The sequence below is a fragment of the Leifsonia sp. GW821-FHT13C05 genome (assembly GCF_058806515.1).
In genome coordinates this window covers 162005-180971 of sequence record NZ_JBXAPT010000001.1, presented here as the reverse complement: position 1 = coordinate 180971, position 18967 = coordinate 162005, and the positions used below count along the sequence as shown (strand labels likewise).

Genomic DNA, 18967 nt, shown 5'->3' with positions numbered 1-18967 from the left:
TGAGGGGGGGGATCAGGCGGGGGCGACGACGACCAGGAGGTCGCCCGCATCCACCTGCTGGGTCTTCGGGATGGCGAGGCGCTCGATGGTGCCGGCGATGGGGGCAGTGATGGCCGCCTCCATCTTCATCGCCTCGATGGAGGCGACGGCCTGCCCTGCTGCCACCGTGTCACCGACCGCGACCTGCAGGGTCACCACTCCGGAGAACGGGGCGGCCACCTGGCCGGGCTTGGCGCTGTCGGCCTTCTCGGCGGCCTTGGACTCGACGACGATGCCGCGGTCGCGCACGAACACCGGCCGGAGCTGGCCGTTGAGCGTGGTCATGACCGTGCGCATCCCCTTCTCGTCCGCCTCGCCGATGGCTTCCAGGCCGATGTAGAGGCGAACGCCCTTGTCGATCTCGATGACGTGCTCCGTGCCCTGCTTGAGACCGTAGAGGTAGTCGAGCGAGTCGACGACGGACAGGTCTCCGAAGAGCTCCCGCATCTGCTCGTAGATGCGCGTGGGAGCCGGGAAGAGCAGGCGGTTGAGCGTCGAACGACGCTCCTCGCTGGAGCCTTCCAGCGCCTTCGCGTCGGCGGCCGAGAGGTCTTCGACGCCGACCTTGACGGTCTTGCCCGCGAGCACCTTGGTGCGGAACGGCTCCGGCCAGCCGCCGGGCAGCTCGCCCAGCTCGCCGGCCATGAAGCCGACCACCGAGTCCGGGATGTCGTAGTTCTGCGGGTTCTCGGCGAAGTCGGCCGGGTCGGCGTGCACGGCGGCGAGGTGCAGCGCGAGGTCGCCGACGACCTTCGACGACGGCGTCACCTTCGGGATGCGGCCCAGGATCTGGTTCGCAGCCGCATACATGTCCTCGACCAGCTCGAAGTCCTCTGCGAGGCCGAGCGCCTTGGCCTGCTGACGCAGGTTGGAGAGCTGGCCACCGGGGATCTCGTGCTTGTACACCCGGCCTGTCGGGCCCGGCAGGCCGGACTCGAACGGACGGTAGACCTGGCGCACGGCCTCCCAGTACGGCTCCAGCGCGTTCACCGAGGCGAGCGAGATGCCCGTGTCGCGCTCGGTGTGTGCGAGGGCCGCGACGAGGGCGGACGCGCTCGGCTGGCTGGTGGTGCCCGCCATCGGCGCGCTCGCGACGTCCACGGCGTCCGCACCTGCGCGGCTGGCCGCGAGCAGGGTCGCCAGCTGGCCGCCCGGGGTGTCGTGCGTGTGGACGTGCACCGGGAGGTCGAAGCGCTCGCGGAACGCGGAGACGAGCTTCTCGGCCGCAGCGGGACGCAGCAGGCCCGCCATGTCCTTGATCGCGAGGATGTGCGCGCCGGAGTCCACGATCTGCTCGGCGAGCTTCAGGTAGTAGTCGAGCGTGTAGAGATCTTCGTTCGGGTCGAGCAGGTCGCCGGTGTAGCAGACGGCCACTTCGGCGACGGCGGTTCCCGTCGCGAGCACGGACTCGATCGCCGGACGCATCTGCGACACGTCGTTGAGGGCGTCGAAGATGCGGAAGATGTCCACACCGGTCGCGGCGGCCTCACGGACGAACGCATCCGTCACCTGGGTGGGATACGGCGTGTAGCCGACCGTGTTCCGGCCGCGCAGCAGCATCTGGATGTTCACGTTCGGCAGCGCTTCGCGCAGGGCGGCCAGGCGCTCCCACGGGTCCTCGCCGAGGAAGCGGAGCGCGACGTCGTACGTCGCCCCGCCCCAGGCCTCGACGGACAGGAGCTCCGGCGTCATGCGTGCCACGTACGGAGCGACGGCGAGCAGGTCGCGGGTGCGGACGCGCGTGGCCAGCAGCGACTGGTGCGCATCCCGGAACGTGGTCTCCGTGACGGCGAGGGCCGTCTGGTTGCGGAGGGCCTGCGCGAAGCCGGCGGGGCCGAGCTCCAGCAGCTTCTGGCGCGAGCCGGACGGTGCAGGAGCGCTCAGGTCGATCTTCGGCAGCTTGTCGACCGGTGCGTGGGTCTCCGGGCGGGCGCCGTTCGGCTGGTTGACCGTGACGTCGGCGAGCCAGTTGAGCACCTTCGTGCCGCGGTCCTTGGAGGCGCGGCCCTTGAACAACTCAGGGCGCTCCTCGATGAACGAGGTGCTGACGTCGCCGGCGATGAAGTCCGGGTCGTCGAGCACGGCCTGCAGGAACGGGATGTTCGTGGCGACACCGCGGATGCGGAACTCGGCCAGACCGCGGCGCGCGCGGCTGACCGCAGCGGCGAAGTCGCGGCCGCGGCAGGTCATCTTGGCGAGCATCGAGTCGAAGTGCGGGCTGATCTGGGCGCCCGGGTTGATGGTTCCGCCGTCGAGCCGGACGCCGCCGCCACCCGGCGAGCGGTACGTGGTGATCTTGCCGGTGTCCGGACGGAAGCCCGCGGTCGGGTCTTCCGTGGTGATGCGGCACTGCAGGGCGGCGCCGCGGATGTGCACCGTCTCCTGGCTGAGGCCGAGGTCGGCCAGCGACTCCCCCGCCGCGATGCGCATCTGCGACTGGACGAGGTCGACGTCGGTGATCTCCTCGGTGACCGTGTGCTCCACCTGGATGCGCGGGTTCATCTCGATGAAGACGTGCTCGCCTGCGCGCTCGCCTGCGGTGTCGAGCAGGAACTCGACGGTTCCGGCGTTCTCGTAGCCGATCGACTTCGCGAACGCGATCGCGTCGGCGTAGAGCGCCTGGCGGGTGGCGTCGTCGAGGTTCGGCGCCGGAGCGATCTCGATCACCTTCTGGTGACGGCGCTGCACGGAGCAGTCGCGCTCGAACAGGTGCATGGTCGCACCGTGCGAGTCGGCGAGGATCTGCACCTCGATGTGGCGCGGGCGCAGCACGGCCTGCTCCAGGAACATGGTCGGGTCGCCGAACGCGCTGTCCGCCTCGCGCATCGCCTCTTCGAGGGCTCCGCGGAGGTCGTCCTTGGTGTTGACGCGGCGCATCCCTCGTCCGCCGCCGCCTGCGACCGCCTTGGCGAAGATCGGGAAGCCGATCTCGTCCGCCTGGGAGATCAGGAGGTCGATGTCCTTCGACGGGGGCGTCGACTTGAGCACGGGGACGCCGGCAGCGATGGCGTGCTCCTTGGCCGTGACCTTGTTTCCGGCCATTTCGAGCACGCGCGGCGGCGGGCCGATGAACGTGATGCCGGCCTCGCGGGCGGCCTCCGCCAGCTCGGGGTTCTCGGAGAGGAAGCCGTATCCGGGGTAGATCGCATCCGCGCCGGACTCCTTCGCGACGCGGATGATCTCCTGCACATCGAGGTACGCACGCACCGGGTGGCCCGGCTCGCCGATCTGGTACGCCTCGTCCGCCTTGAGGCGGTGCATGGAATTGCGGTCCTCATACGGGAACACCGCCACAGTTTGAGCGCCGAGCTCGTAAGCGGCCCTGAAGGCCCTGATGGCGATTTCACCGCGGTTGGCAACGAGGATCTTACGGAACATGGGGACCTTTCGAGCAGGGGGCTACGCCACACAGCAAACGGTTAGGTTCTCTAAGACTAGTGAAGGTAACGTGGCTTCTTGTGCACGTACTCAGCGTTAGTTCCCTCAAGGGCGGTGTCGGAAAGACCACAGTGACGCTTGGACTGGCCTCCGCGGCGTTCGCCAAGGGGCTCCGAACGCTCGTGGTCGATCTCGACCCGCAATCGGACGTGTCCACGGGCATGGACATCCAGGTGGCAGGCCACCTCAATGTCGCCGATGTCCTGGCATCCCCGAAGGAGAAGATCGTCCGTGCGGCGATCGCCCCCTCCGGCTGGACGAAGGGCCGCAGCGGCAAGATCGATGTCATGATCGGCAGCCCGTCCGCGATCAACTTCGACGGCCCGCACCCGAGCATCCGGGACATCTGGAAGCTGGAGGAGGCGCTGGCGAACGTCGAGCACGACTACGAGCTCGTGCTGATCGACTGCGCCCCGTCGCTGAATGCGCTCACCCGCACGGCGTGGGCGGCCAGCGACCGCGTCGCCGTCGTCACGGAGCCCGGCCTGTTCTCCGTCGCCGCCGCCGACCGTGCGCTGCGTGCGATCGAGGAGATCCGCCGCGGCCTCTCCCCCCGCCTGCAGCCGCTCGGCATCATCGTGAACCGTGCCCGCGTCCAGTCGCTGGAGCACCAGTTCCGCATCAAGGAGCTGCGCGACATGTTCGGCCCGCTCGTGCTCTCCCCTCAGCTGCCGGAGCGCACGTCGCTGCAGCAGGCGCAGGGCGCGGCGAAGCCGCTGCACGTCTGGCCGGGCGAGAGCGCGCAGGAGATGGCGCACAACTTCGACATGCTGCTGGAGCGCGTGCTGCGCACGGCCCGCATCGGCGAGTACGCGGTCGCGCCCTAGCTAGCCCTGCCGGAAGCCGGACACTCGCCTGAGGAGTCGGCTGACCCTCCGCGCGTGCGGAGGGTGCTGAGGATTCGGGCTCAGGAGGCCTTGGAGGCGCGACGAGCGGCGAGCTCGTCCATGGAGTCGGTCTGGGTGTCGAGCTCGACGAGGCTCGACTCGACCTCGCGGAGGACCTTGCCGACGGCGATGCCGAAGACGCCCTGGCCGCGGCTGACGAGGTCGATGACCTCGTCGTTGGAAGTGCAGAGGTAGACGCTCGCGCCGTCGCTCATCAGCGTGGTCTGGGCGAGGTCGTTGACCCCGGATTCGCGCAGCTGGTTGACCGCGGTGCGGATCTGCTGCAGCGAGATGCCGGTGTCGAGGAGGCGCTTGACGAGCTTCAGAACCAGGATGTCGCGGAAGCCGTAGAGGCGCTGCGAGCCGGAGCCCGCGGCACCGCGGACCGTCGGTTCGACGAGTCCGGTGCGCGCCCAGTAGTCGAGCTGGCGGTACGAGATGCCAGCCGCGCGGGCGGCGACGGCTCCTCGGTACCCGTTCGCGTCGTCCATCTCGGGGAGGCCGTCGGTGAACAGCAACCCCAGATCGTACCGGGCCGCGTCGTTGTCACGACTCAGTTCACTCATGGGTTCGCCTCTCGCCCGATCTTGGGATGCGCATGTTCGACAGGCGCATCATCCACGGTACCCATGCTCAGGGTCGCGGGCAACGACATTCGCAGTTTGACTATCGGCGTGTCGAGCCGATCCGTCAGTGGGGGTCGCGCGGTCACGGCTGGATGCGCGACAGAGCCGACCGGATGATGCTGCCGCGCACCACATCCAGCTGTCCGGCGATCTCGCGGGCGAGCTCGGCGGTCTGCGCCCTGCTCGACACGTCGTTGCGCCGGGCGATCGGCACGAGGGCCGTCTCGATGAGCCCGAGTTCGCGCTGCGCTGCGGCCCGGAAGCCGCGCAGGTGGCGGGGTTCGATGCCGTGCCGCTGCAGCTCGACGAGCGCGCGGAGCACGGCCAGCGTCTCCTCGCCGTAGACCTCGGCGGGAGCGATGACGGAGGCGGTGATCGCGTCCTGCAGGAGCTCCTGGGTGGCCTGCGCCTCGCGCAGCAGCTCGCCGCGCTTGAACCGCCTGCCGGTCGGCAGCATCGACGGCCCAGCACTGGGGGCTGCGCCCGGCATCGGCGGGTTGAGGCCTGCATCCAGGTCGGCCAGGTACGCCTTGATGACCTTCAGCGGCAGGTAGTGGTCGCGCTGCATCCCGAGCACGATGCGCAGTCGCTCGACGTCGTCCGGCGAGAACTTGCGGTACCCGGATGCTGTGCGCGCCGGGGACACCAGCCCGCGCTCCTCGAGGAAGCGCAGCTTCGACGACGACAGGTCGGGGAACTCGGGCGTCAGACGCGCGAGCACCTGGCCGATACTGAGCAGCGCAGGCGAGCCAGCCCGTGCGCTCGCTGCTTGCCGTGCCACTAGTTCGGGGCCGACGCTGCGAGGTCGAGGCGCGAGGCGTAGAACGTGAGGCGGAACTTGCCGATCTGCACTTCGGCGGAGTCGGAGAGCAGAGCGCTCTCGATGCGGACCCCGTCGTAGTACGTGCCGTTCAGCGACCCGAGGTCACGGACCTCGAACGCCGTGCCGCGACGCGTGAACTCCGCGTGGCGGCGGGAGACGGTCACGTCGTCCAGGAAGATGTCGGCGTTGGGGTGTCGCCCTGCGCTCGTCACATCGGCGTCGAGCAGGAAGCGCGCGCCGGTGTTCGGACCGCGGCGGACGATCAGCAGAGCCGAACCGGACGGCAGGGCCGCGATGGCCTCCTGCTCCTCCGGTGAGATCTCCCCATCCATCGGGTACATCTTCGACACGAACTCCTCGCCGAAGCGTGCGGTCGTGTCTTCGTTCCCCGCGGCTGAATTACGCAGGGGGTTGTTCTCGGCGTCATCCGCCGGCCCATTCGGGTAAGTCTCGTCAGGCACCGTCAACCTCCTCTTATTCCAGCGTATCGGATCGTCCGGCCCCGTCGTCCGCCGGAAGGCGGATTACGCGGGCTGTTTCTCCGATATACACAAAACCGGCCCACCAGTAGAGGAAGGCCCCCCACAGCGCGAACGCCCAGCCGAGCGGCAGGGAGAAGGGCGCGAGAGCATCGAATGCCTCTCCGAGCATGAGAAGCGGGAGCGCCCAGAACAGGCAGAATGTGGCCACTTTCCCCAGGTGATGCACGGGAAGCGGGCCGAAGCCGTGGTTCGCGAGGATGACCCCGAGCACCGCGAGCATCACATCCCGCGCCACGATGATCGTCACCAGCCACCACGGGATGACGTCCCGCCAGGCCAGCCCGATCAAGGCTGCGAAGATGTACAGGCGGTCGGCGGCCGGGTCGAGCAGCTGACCGAGCCTCGACACCTGGTTGAGCCGTCTGGCGAGGAAACCGTCGAGGAAGTCGGTGATGCTCGACACCACGAGAACGAGCAGCGCGAACGCATCCTGACCGTCGATCACGAACGCCAGGAACACCGGCACCAGGGCGAGCCGGAAGAAACTCAGGATGTTCGGGATCGTCAGGACCCGCGAACTGACCTCGCGCGCACCGACACCATCCACGGGATACGAGTCTAGTGATTCCGTTCTCCGTGCCGGGAGGCTCCCCGGCGCGCGGCGAATGCGTGCATAAGATGTGGGCGTGGAGCCATTCATCGTCAGTCTCTGGATACTCGTCGGCGTCTGCGTCGTCACCTGGGTGCTCTCGCTCATCACCGGCGAGCACTCCTGGGTCGACCGCATCTGGTCGATCGTGCCCGTCGCATACGTCTGGGTGTACGCCGGATTCGCCGGACTGCAGGATGCGCGGCTCGACCTGATGGCGATCCTCGTCACCCTCTGGGGCATCCGACTCACCTTCAACTTCGCGCGCAAGGGCGGGTACGCGCCCGGCGGAGAGGACTACCGCTGGGCGGTGCTGCGCGGCAGGATGCCCGGCTGGCAGTTCTGGCTGTTCAACCTGTTCTTCATCGTGATCTACCAGAATGTGTTGCTGTTCCTCATCACCCTCCCCGCCTGGACCGCCTACCTGCACCAGACGCCGCTCGGCGTGCTCGACATCGTCTGCGCCGTGGTGTTCCTCGCGTTCCTGGTGGGCGAGACCGTGGCCGACCAGCAGCAGTGGAACTTCCACCAGTGGAAGAACGCGGAGAAGGCTGCGGGGCGCGACCCGCAGCCGCGCTTCCTGCAGAGTGGGCTGTTCCGTGTCTCCCGGCACCCCAACTTCTTCTTCGAGCAGGCACAGTGGTGGGTGCTCTTCCTGTTCGGCTGCGTGGCGGCCGGGTCCATCCTGCAGTGGACCGTGATCGGGCCGCTGCTGCTGACCGGGCTGTTCATCGGGTCGACGGTGTTCACCGAGAGCATCTCGGTGTCCCGCTACCCCGAGTACGCGCAGTACCAGCGGCGCACGTCGCCGATCGTGCCGTGGCCGCCGCGGCGCAACGGCGACGAGCCGGCACCCGCTGCTCCGTGACCGCGGCGCGACGGCCCCGGCGTGCCAGCCGCGCGAAGGTCGGAGCGAGCGCGTACCGTTGACGCATGTCGTGCATTCGGTTCAACACCCCGGCCCAGCGTCAGGTGATGCGTGAGCACCGACCGGCGATGCTCACCGCGGAGGAGGCGGCGGCGCTGCACCCGTCTCCCCCGGTCACCGAGAGCAAGATCCGCCGGCTGAGGCTGCTCGCCTCCGACCCGAACCCCAAGATCCGGGAGAGCGTCGCGAGCAGCTACAACACTCCGGACGACCTCTTCCTCACCCTCGCGAACGACCCGGACGCCGGCGTGCGCGGCTGCGTCGCGAAGAACGAGGCGACCCCCTGCGACATCCTCCGGATGCTCGCGGACGACCGCTCCGAGACCGTGCGCGGCTGGGTGGCGATCAACTACTTCGTGCCCACCGACGTGATGGACAAGCTCGCCACCGACAGGAGCAAGACCGTCCGCAGCCTCGTGAAGTGGAAGAGCCAGCTGGCCGAAGCGGTCTGATCGTGGCCGAACCTGCGAGCGTCCGCGTCGACTCCTGGGCGTGGGCCGTGCGCCTCTACAAGACGCGCTCCGCCGCATCCACTGCCACCAAAGCCGGGCACCTGCGGGTGAACGGCGACAAGGCCAAGCCGGCGACCCCGGTCAGGATCGGCGACGAGGTGCGCGCCAGGGTGGGCGACACCGAGCGCATCCTGATCGCCAAGCGGCTGATCGTGAAGCGGGTGGGCGCCGTCGTCGCCGCGGAGTGCTTCGACGACCTGACTCCCCCGCCCCCTCCGAAGGTGGAGGCGCCGTCCGCCGTGCTGCGCGAGCGCGGCGCCGGGCGTCCGACCAAGCGGGACAGGCGCATCCTGGATCAGCTGCGGGGGCGCTGATGGCGGTCGCCAGGATCGGGATCTCCGGCTGGACGTATGCGCCGTGGCGCGGCACGTTCTACCCGAAGGGACTTCCGCACCGGGCGGAGCTTGAATATGCAGCGGAGCGGCTCGACTCGATCGAGATCAACGGCAGCTTCTACGCCCTGCAGAAACCGGCGAGCTACCGGCGCTGGGCGGAGGAGACGGCCGACGACTTCGTGTTCTCCGTGAAGGGCGGGCGGTACATCACGCACATCCTGCGGCTGAAGAACGCGCGGGAGGCGGTGGCGAACTTCTGCGCGTCCGGCGTGCTCGCGCTCGGCGCGAAGCTCGGGCCGATGCTCTGGCAGGTGCCGCCGAACCTCGCGTTCGACCCGGAGGCTGTGACCGCGTTCTTCGCGATGCTCCCCCGCACGACGACCGCCGCTGCCGCCCTCGCGGCGGAGACGAGCCTGGACGAGGACAGGACGTTCCTCGACCCGGGCGCGGAGCGGCCCATCCGGCACGCGATGGAGGTGCGGAACCCGTCGTTCGACGTTCCGGAGTTCACCGCCATCGCGCGGGATGCGGGGGTCGCCATCGTCGTCGCGGACACCGCAGGGCGCTTCCCCGTGATCCGGGAGACCACCACGGACTTCCAGTACGTGCGGCTGCACGGCGACGAGGAGCTGTACACGAGCGGGTACACGCCGGAGGCGCTCGCGCGCTGGGCCGCGGACATCCGGGGCTGGCTCAGCGACGGGCTGGACGTGTACGCGTACTTCGACAACGACGCGAAGGTGCGCTCACCCGTCGACGCGATGGCGCTGCGGGCGCTCCTGGCCGGCTGAGCGCTCAGTCCTCGATCACGGACACCACATTGCCGGCCGGATCGCGGAACCAGGCGATGTTCGGGCCCCGGTCCACCTCTTTGCCGCGCAGGACGCCCTTGGCGTCGGTCGGCAGGTTCGGGTCGTCGTAGATGTCGGTCTTCACGCCCTTGGCGTTGAGCTCGTCGACGGCGGCGTCGATGTCCGGCACCACCAGGTTCAGGATGGTGAAGCTCGCCGGGCTGTGATCCGGCTTGGGGTAGATGAACACGTGACCGCCGGCCGGCAGGGCGAGGTCGAGGTTGCCCATCGGGCCGTCGGTGATGTTCAGGCCGAGGGTGTCGCCGTAGAACGCCTTCGCCGCAGGGATGTCGTCGACGCTGAAACCGCTGAAGATGTCGAGTGAAGTGACCATGTGCCCACTCTGCTCCCTCGCGCCTGCCGCGTCCAGGGGCCGAGGTCTTGGTGCCCGACATCCTGGGTCAAACGAACCGGATGCTCTCCTGCAGGCGAGTGCGCAGTTCGAACGCGCGGTCGACGCTCTCCCTGCCCGCCGCATTCGCGCCGTTGCGGAGCACCTGCGGCAGCAGGGACCGGCGCACGAGCAGCGATCCGGAGAGCCGGCCACGCTCGATGCGGTCGTACGGCACGGCCAGCGCGTCGTCCGGGACGACGATGATCAGGCCGGTGAAGCGCACGCCGACCTGGCGCGAGAAGGTTTTGGAGTCGCGCAGGAGGTCGTGGAACGGCTCCTCGTCGCGGTCGACCGCCTCACCGACGATGTCGCCCTTGGAGAGCTTCACCTCGCTGCCCCAGTCGGCGGAGCGGATCGCGAACAGGCCGGCCGGGCCGAGCACGACGTGGTCGAGCTTCGCGTCGGAGCGGGGATGCACGGAGACGTCGTTCCAGATCGTGAACCCGATGCCGAGCCCGGCGACGGCGCGCGCCGTGGCCTCCTCGGCGAGCGCGACGGCGAGCAGATGGCGGATCTCGCGCGGTGCCGAGCGGACCAGCCCAGGGTCGTACGGGTCGTCGAGCTCGGTGCCCCTGCCCATCCACTCGCGCATCAGGTGCAGGTAGCGTTCGCGAGCCTGGCCCCCGGGGTGGCCGTAGCTGCGGGCGCGGACGGTGGCGCCGCGGGACTGGGAGCGGGTGGCGTGGAAGGTGGCGCTGAAGCCGTTGCCTGCCGCCCCGTCGGCGCTGACGTCGCCGGCGTATGCCGCCTCGCCGCGGTCGTAGCGGGCGCGGTCGTCCGGCTCTCCGACGAGCTCCCAGGCGTCCTGCACCGCTTGGAATCGGGCGGCTGTCCCGCCGGTGTCCGGGTGCGTCTCGCGCAAGAGCCTGCGGTACGCGCGGCGCAGCTCCTCGTGGCTGACGGTGGATGCGACGCCGAGCACCTCGTATGGAGTGGGCGAAGCCGGGCTGTCGCTCATCGCTCGTTCGTCTTTCTCGGCCGGTGTGGTGCGTGCTGTTGCTGCGCGTGTCTTCCGACGATACCGTCCCTGCGCTGTGAGCTTCCTCCCCAGCGGCCGGGAGAGAGATGTTATCCACAATTTCCTATTGAGGCCGGTTCTTGTCCGCATTCCTCTCTAGCGTGGGAGTACGAAGAAAGAACAGGGCAGCACCCGACAGAAAGGCACCGATCATGGCCATCACAGACTGGCGCATCGAGCTCATCACCATCCCGGTCACCGACGTCGACCGCGCGAAGGCGTTCTACGTCGACCAGGTCGGCTTCATCGCCGACCACGACCACCGCGTCTCCGACACCCTCCGGTTCGTACAGCTCACCCCTCCCGGCTCCGCGTGCTCGATCGCGTTCGGCGAAGGACTCACCGACATGGAGCCCGGCAGCCAGCGCGGACTGCAGATCGTGGTGCAGAGCGCCGACGACGCCCTCGCGCACCTGCGCGAGAACCGGGTGGAGGCGGAGGGCGTGGCCGACCTGGACTGGGGGCGGTTCGTGACGTTCTCCGACCCGGATGGGAACACGTGGGCGCTGCAGGAACTGCCGAAGCGGGGGTGAGTGGGGGCGCGTCGGCTGGCTGGCTGGGTCAGGCGGTCAGCGTCGCGTACAGGATGAGGAGCATCGTCACGACGAAGCCGCACGCGTAGTTGATCCAGAGGAAGCCGCGCCAGCCTCGGTTGGCCGACGCGGAGTCCTCGTCGCTCACCGACCAGAACGGCGCTGCGGCGACGATGTACGGGATGGCGAGGACGGCGGCGATCGGTCCTGGCCACGCGGTCAGCAGCATCGCGAGGCCCGCGAGCGCCCAGGCCGCGATGGCGAAGCGGGTGGTGCTGCGCGCACCCAGCACCGTGGCGATCGAGGAGATGCCGCCCTCCCGGTCGGGCACGACGTCCTGCACGGCGCCGAACGCGTGACTTCCGATCCCCCAGAGGAAGAAGGCGAGCAGCACCGCGAGCAGCTGCGGGGTGAAGGCGGCGCCCGCCAGCACCAGCCCATACACCGCCGGGCTGACGAAGTGGGTGCTCGAAGTGACCGAGTCGAGGAACGGGATCTCCTTGAAGCGGAGGCCCTTCACCGAGTACGCGATCACCGCGAACACGCTCACCGCGAGCACCAGCCACGACAGCGGGGAGCCGACCATGACCAGATACACGAGGAACGGGAGGTTGGTGACGGCGGCGGCGATCAGGATGCGCCTGTGCATCCCGCGGTCGAGCACGGCGCCCTCCGCGCCTCCCTTGCGGGGGTTGCGCAGGTCGGACTCGTAGTCGAAGACGTCGTTGATCCCGTACATCGCGAGGTTGTACGGGATGAGGAAGTACAGGGTGCCGAGCACGAAGGTGAGGTCGAGCTGCCGGGTGGTGAGGAGATAGGCGGCGGCGAACGGGAAGGCGGTGTTGATCCAGCTGAGCGGGCGGGAGGCGAGCACGAGCTGGCGGAACGGGGAGGACGTCTGGGCTGCCATCGTCATTCCGGTCTCCGCTTCCGGACGAGGAGCCAGAGGGCGGGAAGCAGCAGGAGACCGGCCAGCGGGTACGCGAAGTCCTCGATGGGCACGAGCCCGATGCGGGTGCCGCTGATCGTGGTCTCGCCGTACGTCATCAGGCCGGAGCCGATCATCACGTTGTCGAAGACGGCCGTGAGGACAGCCAGCAGCACACCGGCGATCAGGACGGGCAGCCACCAGCGGCGGACGATGGCTGCGCGGTCCCTGGCGGTGGCGAGCGCGACGGCCAGGACGACGAGTGCGAGTGCGAGGAAGGCGAGGCTGAGGAGGAGGTAGGTCATGCGCGCCCCCGATCGCGGAGGCGGTCACGGTCGCGGGCGAGGTTGCGGTCACGATCGCTGCCACGGTCGCCACGCCGGTCGAGCACAAGACGGGCGCCGGTAATCAGGACCATCGTGAGGTAACAGAGGAAAGTGAGGAAGAAGACCTCTTCGAGCGGGAGCTCCGGGGCGAGCACGATGCCGGTCATGTAGCCAGACTCTCCGCGGGCGAAGACGTGCAGGCCGATGCCGGCCAGGTCCCAGGCGAGGAAGAACAGCACCCCGGCCACCAGCACGAACGTGGCGCGGCGGGCATCCCGCCAGAAGAACAGACGGAAGCGGTGGTCGATCAGCACCATCGCCCCCAGCGACAGGAGGATGAACAGCAGATACAGGATGCTCACGCCACCGACTCCGAGCGGGTCTCCGCAGCGAGCGGCTCCGGCAGGGGTCCGGTGCTGGTATCGCCGCGGAGACGCTTCAACACCAGCTCGGCGCTGATCAGGCACATCGGCAGGCCGATGCCGGGGATCGTCGATCCTCCGGCATAGAGGAGGCCGTCGACCTTCGCTGAGGCGTTGCGTCCGCGGAAGAAGGCGCTCTGCCGCAGCGTGTGCGCCGGTCCCAGGGCTCCACCCCGCCAGGAGTTCAGGTCGGTGGCGAAATCGTCCGGGCCGACCGTACGGCGCACGATGACGCGGTCGGCGAGGTCCGGGATGCCCGCCCAGGCGGCGACCTGCGCGATGGCGGCGTCCGCCGTCCGCTCCACCAGGCGGTCGCCCGTGCCGTCGACACCACCGGAGCCGATGGAGACATCGGCGGGCACGGGGACGAGCACGAACAGGTTCTCGCTGCCATCGGGGGCGACGGTCGGGTCCGTCTCGCTCGGCTTGCAGACGTAGAGGGACGCCGGATCAGGGATGGACGGCTCCGCGCCGTAGATGCGGTCGAAGTTGTCCGCCCAGTCCGTGGTGAAGAAGAGGTTGTGGTGCGTCAGCTCCGGGAGGGCTCCGCGGACGCCGAGCATCACCAGCACGGCGCCGGGGCCGGGGTCGCGGTGCTCCCAGTACGACTCCGGGTATGTGCGCAGCGCCTCGGGCAGCAGGGTGGTCTCCGTGAAGTGCAGGTCAGCGGCCGAGACGACGGTGTCTGCAGGGACGAAGTGCAGGCCGCCGGACGCATCCCGGTACTCCACTCCGGTGACCCTGGCGCGGGCGGCGCCCGGCTCCGTGCGGATCGCCGTCACGCGGGCGCCGGTCTGCAGGTGGGCGCCGTCGGCGCGGGCGATCGCCGCGATCCTGTCGATGATGGTGCCGAACCCGCCCTGCGGGTAGCGGACGCCGTCCTCCAGGTCGAGGTGGCTCATCAGGTGGTACATGCTCGGCGCCCTGTCGGGCGACGTGCCGAGGAACACCGCGGGGTAGCCGAGGATCTGGCGGAGCCGGGTGTCCTGAACCGTCCGCGCCGCCCGACGCTCCAGAGACTCCAGAAGCAGACGGCCGAGGCGGCCGAGCTTCGTCACCAGGTCGCGGGAGAACAGCGGGCGGAAGGAAGCGAACGTTCCGTAGAGGAACCGGTCGACCGCCATCCGGTACGTCTCGCGGGCGCTGGCCAGGTAACGGTCGAGGCGGGGGCCGGAGCCGGGCTCGACGGACTCGAACAGCGCGCGGTTGGCCGGGTAGTCCGCCCGCACATCCAGGGGCGCAGCTCCGGACTCCGAGAACACGCGGTATCCGGGATCCAGGGTGACGAGATCGAGCTGTTCGGCCGAACTGGTGCCGAGCAGCCGTAAGAAGTGGTCGAAGACCTCGGGCATCAGGAACCACGACGGCCCGGTGTCGAAGCGGAAACCGTCCGCCGACCAGGTTCCCGCCCGGCCGCCCAGCTGGTCGTGCTGTTCCAGGAGCGTGACCCGGTGGCCGTCCACCGCGAGGAGGGCGGCGGTCGCGAGACCGGCGATGCCTCCGCCGATCACGACGACCGACGCCGGGGCAGCGCTGGGGCGGTCGCCGGTCATCGCGACGACCCCGCGCCCCATCCGGCCGTCGCGCGCATCAGGATGGCGAGCTTCGTCCTGGTCGGGACGCTGACACGCGTCGACAGCAGCAGTGGGGCCGGCGTCGACCGGATGCGGTCGGTCAGCTCCGCGAACAGGCCGTGCGCCGCGGCGATGGCGCGGCGGCAGTTGTCCGGCAGTTCCGGGATGGCGTCCTGGGCGGCACCGAGGTCGCGCTCGATGTCCACCACGAGCTCCAGCTTCTGCCGCTCCGTGAGCCTGCCCGGATCGATGCCGGGGAAATAGCTGCGGCCGAGCTCCGTCCAGTCGACGGCCAGATCGCGGAGGAAGTTGATCTTCTGGAAGGCGGCGCCGAGCCGGCGGGCACCGCTCTCCAACCGCATCCGGCGGTCGGTGGCGACCTGCTCGTGGGAGAGGAACGCGCGTAGGCACATCAGCCCGACCACCTCGGCCGACCCGTAGATGTACGCGCTCAGCTCGTCCGAGCTGAAGTCCACCGGACTGAGGTCGCGGCGCATCGACGCGAAGAACGGCACGGTCAGCGACGGCTCGATCCCGACGGCCCTGGCCGTGCACGCGAACGAGTGCACCACGACGTTGGCGCTGTATCCGGTGCGCATCGCCCGCTCGGTGTCCGCCTCAAGCGCGTCGAGCAGCGCGCGCTGGTCGTCGACGGCGAGACCGGCCTCCGCCGCCGCGCCGTCGACGATCTCGTCGGCGATCCTCACCAGGGCGTAGATGTCCTCGACCTGGGGGCGCACCTCCGGGGAGAGCAGCTTGGTCGCCATCCCGAACGACGTGGAGTACTCGTGGATGATCGTGGCGGAGCTGGTGTGCGCTGCCCGCGTGTAGAGGGACAGATCGGTGGGGGCGGCCGGTCGGGCACCGCCGGCGGTGGTGAGCTCGGCCTCCCTGGTCACGCGATCCTCCCGACGCAGGAGCGGGCCACCGCCGAAAGCTCGTCGGTCAGCGACAAAGGGAGCCCGGGGACGGCGAGGGCCGCGACGGCGGCGTCCGCGTACTCGGCGACGAGCCCCTCCACGAAGGCGCGCGAACCGCACGCGTCGAGCAGGGCCGCGAGACGGCGACCGTCGTCGTGGTCGAGGTCCGGGCGTCCGAAGTGCTGCTCGATGGTCGGCCAGGCCGAGGTCGCGCGCGCGTACGCGATGAGGGAGGTCTCCTTGCCCTCGCGCAGGTCGCTGACGATGCTCTTGCCTGTGGCATCCTCCTCGCCGAACACACCGAGGAGGTCGTCGCCGAGCTGGAAGGCGATGCCGAGCAGCCTGCCGTACTCCCCCAGCGCCGCCAGCACGTCGCCGCCCGCCCCCGCGAGCATGGCGCCGGCGGCGAGCGGCCCGGCGAACGAGTACGCGGCCGTCTTGCGCTCGGTCATGGCGAGCACATCCGGCAGTCGCGCCTCGTCCAGGCGCAGGCTGTACGACACGTCCGACAGCTCCCCCGCCGCCGTGACGAAGATGCTGTGGTCGAGCAGGTCGAGCAGCGCCGTGCGGGTCGGCGACGGCACTTCCAGCCGGGCGATCAGCGAGGCCGCGGCGTGCAGCAGCAGGTCGCCGGCGAGGATGGCGGCGGTCTCGCCCCAGAGGGTGGCACGCTCCCCGTCGATGCCGCGGGCGGCGGCATCCCCGGCGAACTCGCCGGCCACGTTGGGGCGTCCTCGCCGCACCGTGTCTCCGTCGATCACGTCGTCGTGCAGCAGGAACGCGGTGTGCAGCAGCTCGAAGGCAACGGCCGTGTCCACGGCGTCGGCCGCGGTCGCGACGCCGGAGGCCTCGCCGCCGATGGCGTCGAAGGCGCTCAGCACGAAGCCGGGACGGATGCGCTTGCCTCCCTCGCTGGCGCTCCGCGCGCTGCTCCACAGACGCTGGTATTCGCTGCCGTACCGCGTCGCCTGCTCCGACCGCTCCGTGAAGAAAGCGGCGAGCCTGGCATCCACCTCCGGCAGACCGATGCGCGGTGCTCCCTGATGGATCTGGGTCATCCTACGCTCCTTTGTCTAGCCAAGTAAGTAAATAACTTAGCACGCTTCTTACTAGCGGGCATAGGATGTGCGCATGGGTTTCAATGAGGACGCGCGCCGCGTCTCCGGGTCGATGCTCGACCCCCGCGTGATCGACCCTCGGCAGGAACTCGTCCGCCACGACGACCTCACCGAGGTCGACCTCGAGCGGGTCGTCGTGCTCCTCACCGCGCTCAAAGACTGGCGGGAGGCCGAGCAGAAACTCAGCTTCGAATCGCGCAGCAAGATGAAGCTCAACGACACGGACATGAAGGCGCTGCGGTACATCATCGCGTCGGCGAACGCCGACGTCGCCGTCACGGCGGGCGCCCTCTCCGAGCACCTGCACATCTCGACGGCCTCGACGACCAAGATGCTCGACCGGCTGGAGCGTGCAGGCCACATCGAGCGGCGTCCGCACCCGACCGACCGCCGCGCGGTGACGGTCGCGATCACGGAGGAAACGCACCGCGAGGTGCGCCGCGTGATGGGGAGGCAGCACGCACACCGCTTCGAGGTGGCCAGAGGCCTGAACAGCGACGAGCGCGAGATCGTGATCCGGTTCCTCACCGACCTCGCCGCGATCCCGCAGCTCCCGGAGGATCCGGAAGACGCCGAGGAACCGGAAGCGGCTGAGACCCCCACGCGCTGAGCCATCAGCCGGCAGGCTCCCTCGCCGGCGCCGACTCCGACGATCGCTCCTCCGCAGCCTCGGCCACGATCCTGTTCGCCATCCCGTTGAAGATCACGCCGTGGAACGGCAGGATCGCGAACCAGTAGAGCCGCCCGGCCAGCCCCTTCGGGAAGAAGATCGCCCTCTGCCGATAGCGGGAACCCTCCCCCTCCTGTTCCACCAGCATCTCCAGCCAGGCCTTCCCCGGCACCAGCATCTCGGCGCGCAGCCGCAGCTCCCTTCCCCTGTCGATGCGCTCGACCCTCCACCAGTCGAGCGCGTCCCCGGTCTGCAGCCGGTCGGCGTCGCGTCTGCCGCGGCGCAGCCCGACGCCGCCGACCAGCTTGTCCATCCAGCCGCGCAGCGCCCACGCCAGCGGGAACGAGTACCAGCCGCGTTCCCCGCCGATCCCTTCGACGACGCGCCACAGCCGGTCGGCGGATGCGCTGCTGCTGCGCTCCCGCACGTCGGTGTACACGGTGTGGCCCGCCCAGTCCGGGTCGCTCGGCAACGGGTCGCTCGGCGCATTGCCGACCGTCGAGTTCCGCCAGCTCGTCTCGACGTCGCCGTCGCGCATCCGGGCGAGCGCCAGGCGCACGGCGGTGCGGTAGCCCGTGAGTCCGCCCTCCGGCGGCGGGATGACCTCGTCGATGTCGTGCTCACGCACCACGCAGTCGTACTGCAGCGACTCGATGATCGGCACGGCGAGGCTGCGCGGGATGGGCGTGACCAGGTTCACCCACTGCGACGCCAGCCACGGCGTGAACACCGGAAGCGACGCGATCGGACGCTGCCGGAGACCGGCCTCCAGCGCGAACCCGTTCATCATCTGCCCGTAGCGCAGGATGTCCGGCCCGCCGATGTCGTACGCCCTGTTGATCTCCGGCGGCAGGTCGGCCGCCGCGATCAGGTAGCGGAGCACATCCCGGATCGCGATGGGCTGGATGCGGTTGCGCACCCAGCGCGGCGCGGGCATGTACGGCAGCACCTCGGTGAGGTGCCTGATCATCTCGAATGACGCGGAGCCGGAGCCGATCACCACCCCCGCCTGCAGCACGACCGTCGGCACGCCGGAGTCGAGCAGGATGCGCCCGACGGCCACCCGGGAGCGGAGGTGCCTGGACAGCTCGCCCTCCGGGTGCAGCGCCCCGAGGTAGACGATGCGGCTGACGCCCGCGGTGGCGGCCTCCTCGGCGACGATGCGCGCGGCGTCGGCCTCCTCCTCGTCGAAGTCCCCCGACGCCCGCATCGAGTGGACGAGGTAGTAGACGACATCGGCGTCTTTCATGGCTGCTGCGACGGCATCCCGGTCGTGCAGGTCGCCCTCCGCCACCTCCACCTGCTGCAGCCAGGGCACGTCGGTGAGTTTCTGCGGCGAGCGCGCGAGCACGCGCACGGTGAATCCGTCGGCGAGCAGCCGGGGCACCAGCCGGCCGCCGATGTAGCCCGTCGCTCCGGTGACGAGTGCGCGTCTGCCTGTCATGCTGCGACCATACGCTCGTGTCCCGGCGCCGGATGCGCGCGGTGCGTTCG

At 69.5% G+C, this 18967-nt stretch carries 21 protein-coding genes; 7 read left to right on the top strand and 14 right to left on the bottom strand.

Annotated features, from left to right (window positions below; all coding sequences use genetic code 11):
• Nucleotides 1-12: 12 nt before the first annotated feature.
• A complete protein-coding gene (locus AC1ROC_RS00855; RefSeq protein WP_168689653.1) occupies nucleotides 13-3417 on the bottom strand; it encodes a pyruvate carboxylase in 3405 nt (1134 codons plus the stop codon).
• Nucleotides 3418-3497: 80 nt separating this feature from the next.
• On the opposite strand from AC1ROC_RS00855, the gene AC1ROC_RS00850 reads away from it, so the two are divergent.
• Nucleotides 3498-4304 carry a ParA family protein gene (locus tag AC1ROC_RS00850; RefSeq protein WP_085368010.1) on the top strand — a complete coding sequence of 269 codons (807 nt, stop codon included), beginning with the start codon at nucleotides 3498-3500 and terminating at the stop codon, nucleotides 4302-4304.
• A gap of 80 nt (nucleotides 4305-4384) precedes the next feature.
• Here the strand turns inward: AC1ROC_RS00850 and AC1ROC_RS00845 are convergent, their stop codons facing one another.
• The 4 genes from AC1ROC_RS00845 to AC1ROC_RS00830 form a co-directional block, all read right to left on the bottom strand.
• Entirely contained in the window at nucleotides 4385-4930 is a 546-nt protein-coding gene (locus AC1ROC_RS00845) for a MerR family transcriptional regulator (RefSeq protein WP_085368013.1), read from the bottom strand.
• Between the two features lie 142 nt (nucleotides 4931-5072).
• Nucleotides 5073-5771: a transcriptional regulator FtsR gene (ftsR, locus tag AC1ROC_RS00840; protein ID WP_168689654.1), complete on the bottom strand. Its 699-nt coding sequence runs from the start codon at nucleotides 5769-5771 to the stop codon at nucleotides 5073-5075.
• Nucleotides 5771-6220 carry an FHA domain-containing protein gene (locus tag AC1ROC_RS00835; RefSeq protein ID WP_085368106.1) on the bottom strand — a complete coding sequence of 150 codons (450 nt, stop codon included), beginning with the start codon at nucleotides 6218-6220 and terminating at the stop codon, nucleotides 5771-5773. Before AC1ROC_RS00835 ends, ftsR begins: the two co-directional genes overlap by 1 nt.
• A gap of 67 nt (nucleotides 6221-6287) precedes the next feature.
• Entirely contained in the window at nucleotides 6288-6902 is a 615-nt protein-coding gene (locus AC1ROC_RS00830) for a CDP-alcohol phosphatidyltransferase family protein (protein WP_256921843.1), read from the bottom strand.
• Between the two features lie 79 nt (nucleotides 6903-6981).
• On the opposite strand from AC1ROC_RS00830, the gene AC1ROC_RS00825 reads away from it, so the two are divergent.
• From AC1ROC_RS00825 to AC1ROC_RS00810, 4 genes are all read left to right on the top strand, one after another.
• Nucleotides 6982-7812, top strand: coding sequence for a DUF1295 domain-containing protein (locus AC1ROC_RS00825; RefSeq protein WP_179150706.1), 831 nt, complete (start codon nucleotides 6982-6984; stop codon nucleotides 7810-7812).
• Nucleotides 7813-7877: 65 nt separating this feature from the next.
• Entirely contained in the window at nucleotides 7878-8324 is a 447-nt protein-coding gene (locus AC1ROC_RS00820; protein WP_492997497.1) for a HEAT repeat domain-containing protein, read from the top strand.
• Between the two features lie 2 nt (nucleotides 8325-8326).
• Nucleotides 8327-8698: an RNA-binding S4 domain-containing protein gene (locus AC1ROC_RS00815; RefSeq protein ID WP_168689657.1), complete on the top strand. Its 372-nt coding sequence runs from the start codon at nucleotides 8327-8329 to the stop codon at nucleotides 8696-8698.
• Nucleotides 8698-9510 (top strand): DUF72 domain-containing protein, encoded by an 813-nt coding sequence (locus tag AC1ROC_RS00810; protein ID WP_168689658.1) that lies wholly within the window; start codon nucleotides 8698-8700, stop codon nucleotides 9508-9510. Before AC1ROC_RS00815 ends, AC1ROC_RS00810 begins: the two co-directional genes overlap by 1 nt.
• A 4-nt stretch (nucleotides 9511-9514) precedes the next feature.
• On the opposite strand, the gene AC1ROC_RS00805 is transcribed toward AC1ROC_RS00810, so the two are convergent.
• Nucleotides 9515-9904, bottom strand: coding sequence for a VOC family protein (locus AC1ROC_RS00805; protein WP_168689659.1), 390 nt, complete (start codon nucleotides 9902-9904; stop codon nucleotides 9515-9517).
• Nucleotides 9905-9971: 67 nt separating this feature from the next.
• Nucleotides 9972-10922, bottom strand: a complete 951-nt coding sequence (locus AC1ROC_RS00800; RefSeq protein WP_434948880.1) for a DnaJ domain-containing protein — start codon at nucleotides 10920-10922, stop codon at nucleotides 9972-9974.
• Between the two features lie 212 nt (nucleotides 10923-11134).
• Here AC1ROC_RS00800 and AC1ROC_RS00795 point away from each other — a divergent pair, with 212 nt between their 5' ends.
• Nucleotides 11135-11515 (top strand): glyoxalase superfamily protein, encoded by a 381-nt coding sequence (locus AC1ROC_RS00795; protein ID WP_492997495.1) that lies wholly within the window; start codon nucleotides 11135-11137, stop codon nucleotides 11513-11515.
• A gap of 28 nt (nucleotides 11516-11543) precedes the next feature.
• Here the strand turns inward: AC1ROC_RS00795 and AC1ROC_RS00790 are convergent, their stop codons facing one another.
• Genes AC1ROC_RS00790 through AC1ROC_RS00765 form a run of 6 tightly spaced genes read right to left on the bottom strand, consistent with a single transcriptional unit; the run spans nucleotide 11544 to nucleotide 16743 of the window.
• Nucleotides 11544-12431: a prenyltransferase gene (locus AC1ROC_RS00790; RefSeq protein WP_492997493.1), complete on the bottom strand. Its 888-nt coding sequence runs from the start codon at nucleotides 12429-12431 to the stop codon at nucleotides 11544-11546.
• Nucleotides 12428-12748, bottom strand: coding sequence for a lycopene cyclase domain-containing protein (locus tag AC1ROC_RS00785; RefSeq protein ID WP_085368035.1), 321 nt, complete (start codon nucleotides 12746-12748; stop codon nucleotides 12428-12430). Before AC1ROC_RS00785 ends, AC1ROC_RS00790 begins: the two co-directional genes overlap by 4 nt.
• Nucleotides 12745-13131 (bottom strand): lycopene cyclase domain-containing protein, encoded by a 387-nt coding sequence (locus AC1ROC_RS00780; protein WP_168689663.1) that lies wholly within the window; start codon nucleotides 13129-13131, stop codon nucleotides 12745-12747. The genes AC1ROC_RS00785 and AC1ROC_RS00780 overlap by 4 nt, the downstream gene beginning before the upstream one ends.
• Nucleotides 13128-14744 carry a phytoene desaturase family protein gene (gene crtI, locus AC1ROC_RS00775; protein ID WP_492997491.1) on the bottom strand — a complete coding sequence of 539 codons (1617 nt, stop codon included), beginning with the start codon at nucleotides 14742-14744 and terminating at the stop codon, nucleotides 13128-13130. Before crtI ends, AC1ROC_RS00780 begins: the two co-directional genes overlap by 4 nt.
• Nucleotides 14741-15664: a phytoene/squalene synthase family protein gene (locus tag AC1ROC_RS00770; RefSeq protein ID WP_492997489.1), complete on the bottom strand. Its 924-nt coding sequence runs from the start codon at nucleotides 15662-15664 to the stop codon at nucleotides 14741-14743. The genes crtI and AC1ROC_RS00770 overlap by 4 nt, the downstream gene beginning before the upstream one ends.
• Complete coding sequence (locus tag AC1ROC_RS00765; protein WP_492997487.1) at nucleotides 15661-16743, bottom strand: polyprenyl synthetase family protein; 1083 nt, start codon at nucleotides 16741-16743, stop codon at nucleotides 15661-15663. The genes AC1ROC_RS00770 and AC1ROC_RS00765 overlap by 4 nt, the downstream gene beginning before the upstream one ends.
• A gap of 73 nt (nucleotides 16744-16816) precedes the next feature.
• On the opposite strand from AC1ROC_RS00765, the gene AC1ROC_RS00760 reads away from it, so the two are divergent.
• Complete coding sequence (locus AC1ROC_RS00760; protein ID WP_492997485.1) at nucleotides 16817-17413, top strand: MarR family winged helix-turn-helix transcriptional regulator; 597 nt, start codon at nucleotides 16817-16819, stop codon at nucleotides 17411-17413.
• Nucleotides 17414-17417: 4 nt separating this feature from the next.
• Here the strand turns inward: AC1ROC_RS00760 and AC1ROC_RS00755 are convergent, their stop codons facing one another.
• Nucleotides 17418-18917 (bottom strand): SDR family oxidoreductase, encoded by a 1500-nt coding sequence (locus tag AC1ROC_RS00755; RefSeq protein ID WP_492997483.1) that lies wholly within the window; start codon nucleotides 18915-18917, stop codon nucleotides 17418-17420.
• Between the last annotated feature and the right edge of the window lie 50 nt (nucleotides 18918-18967).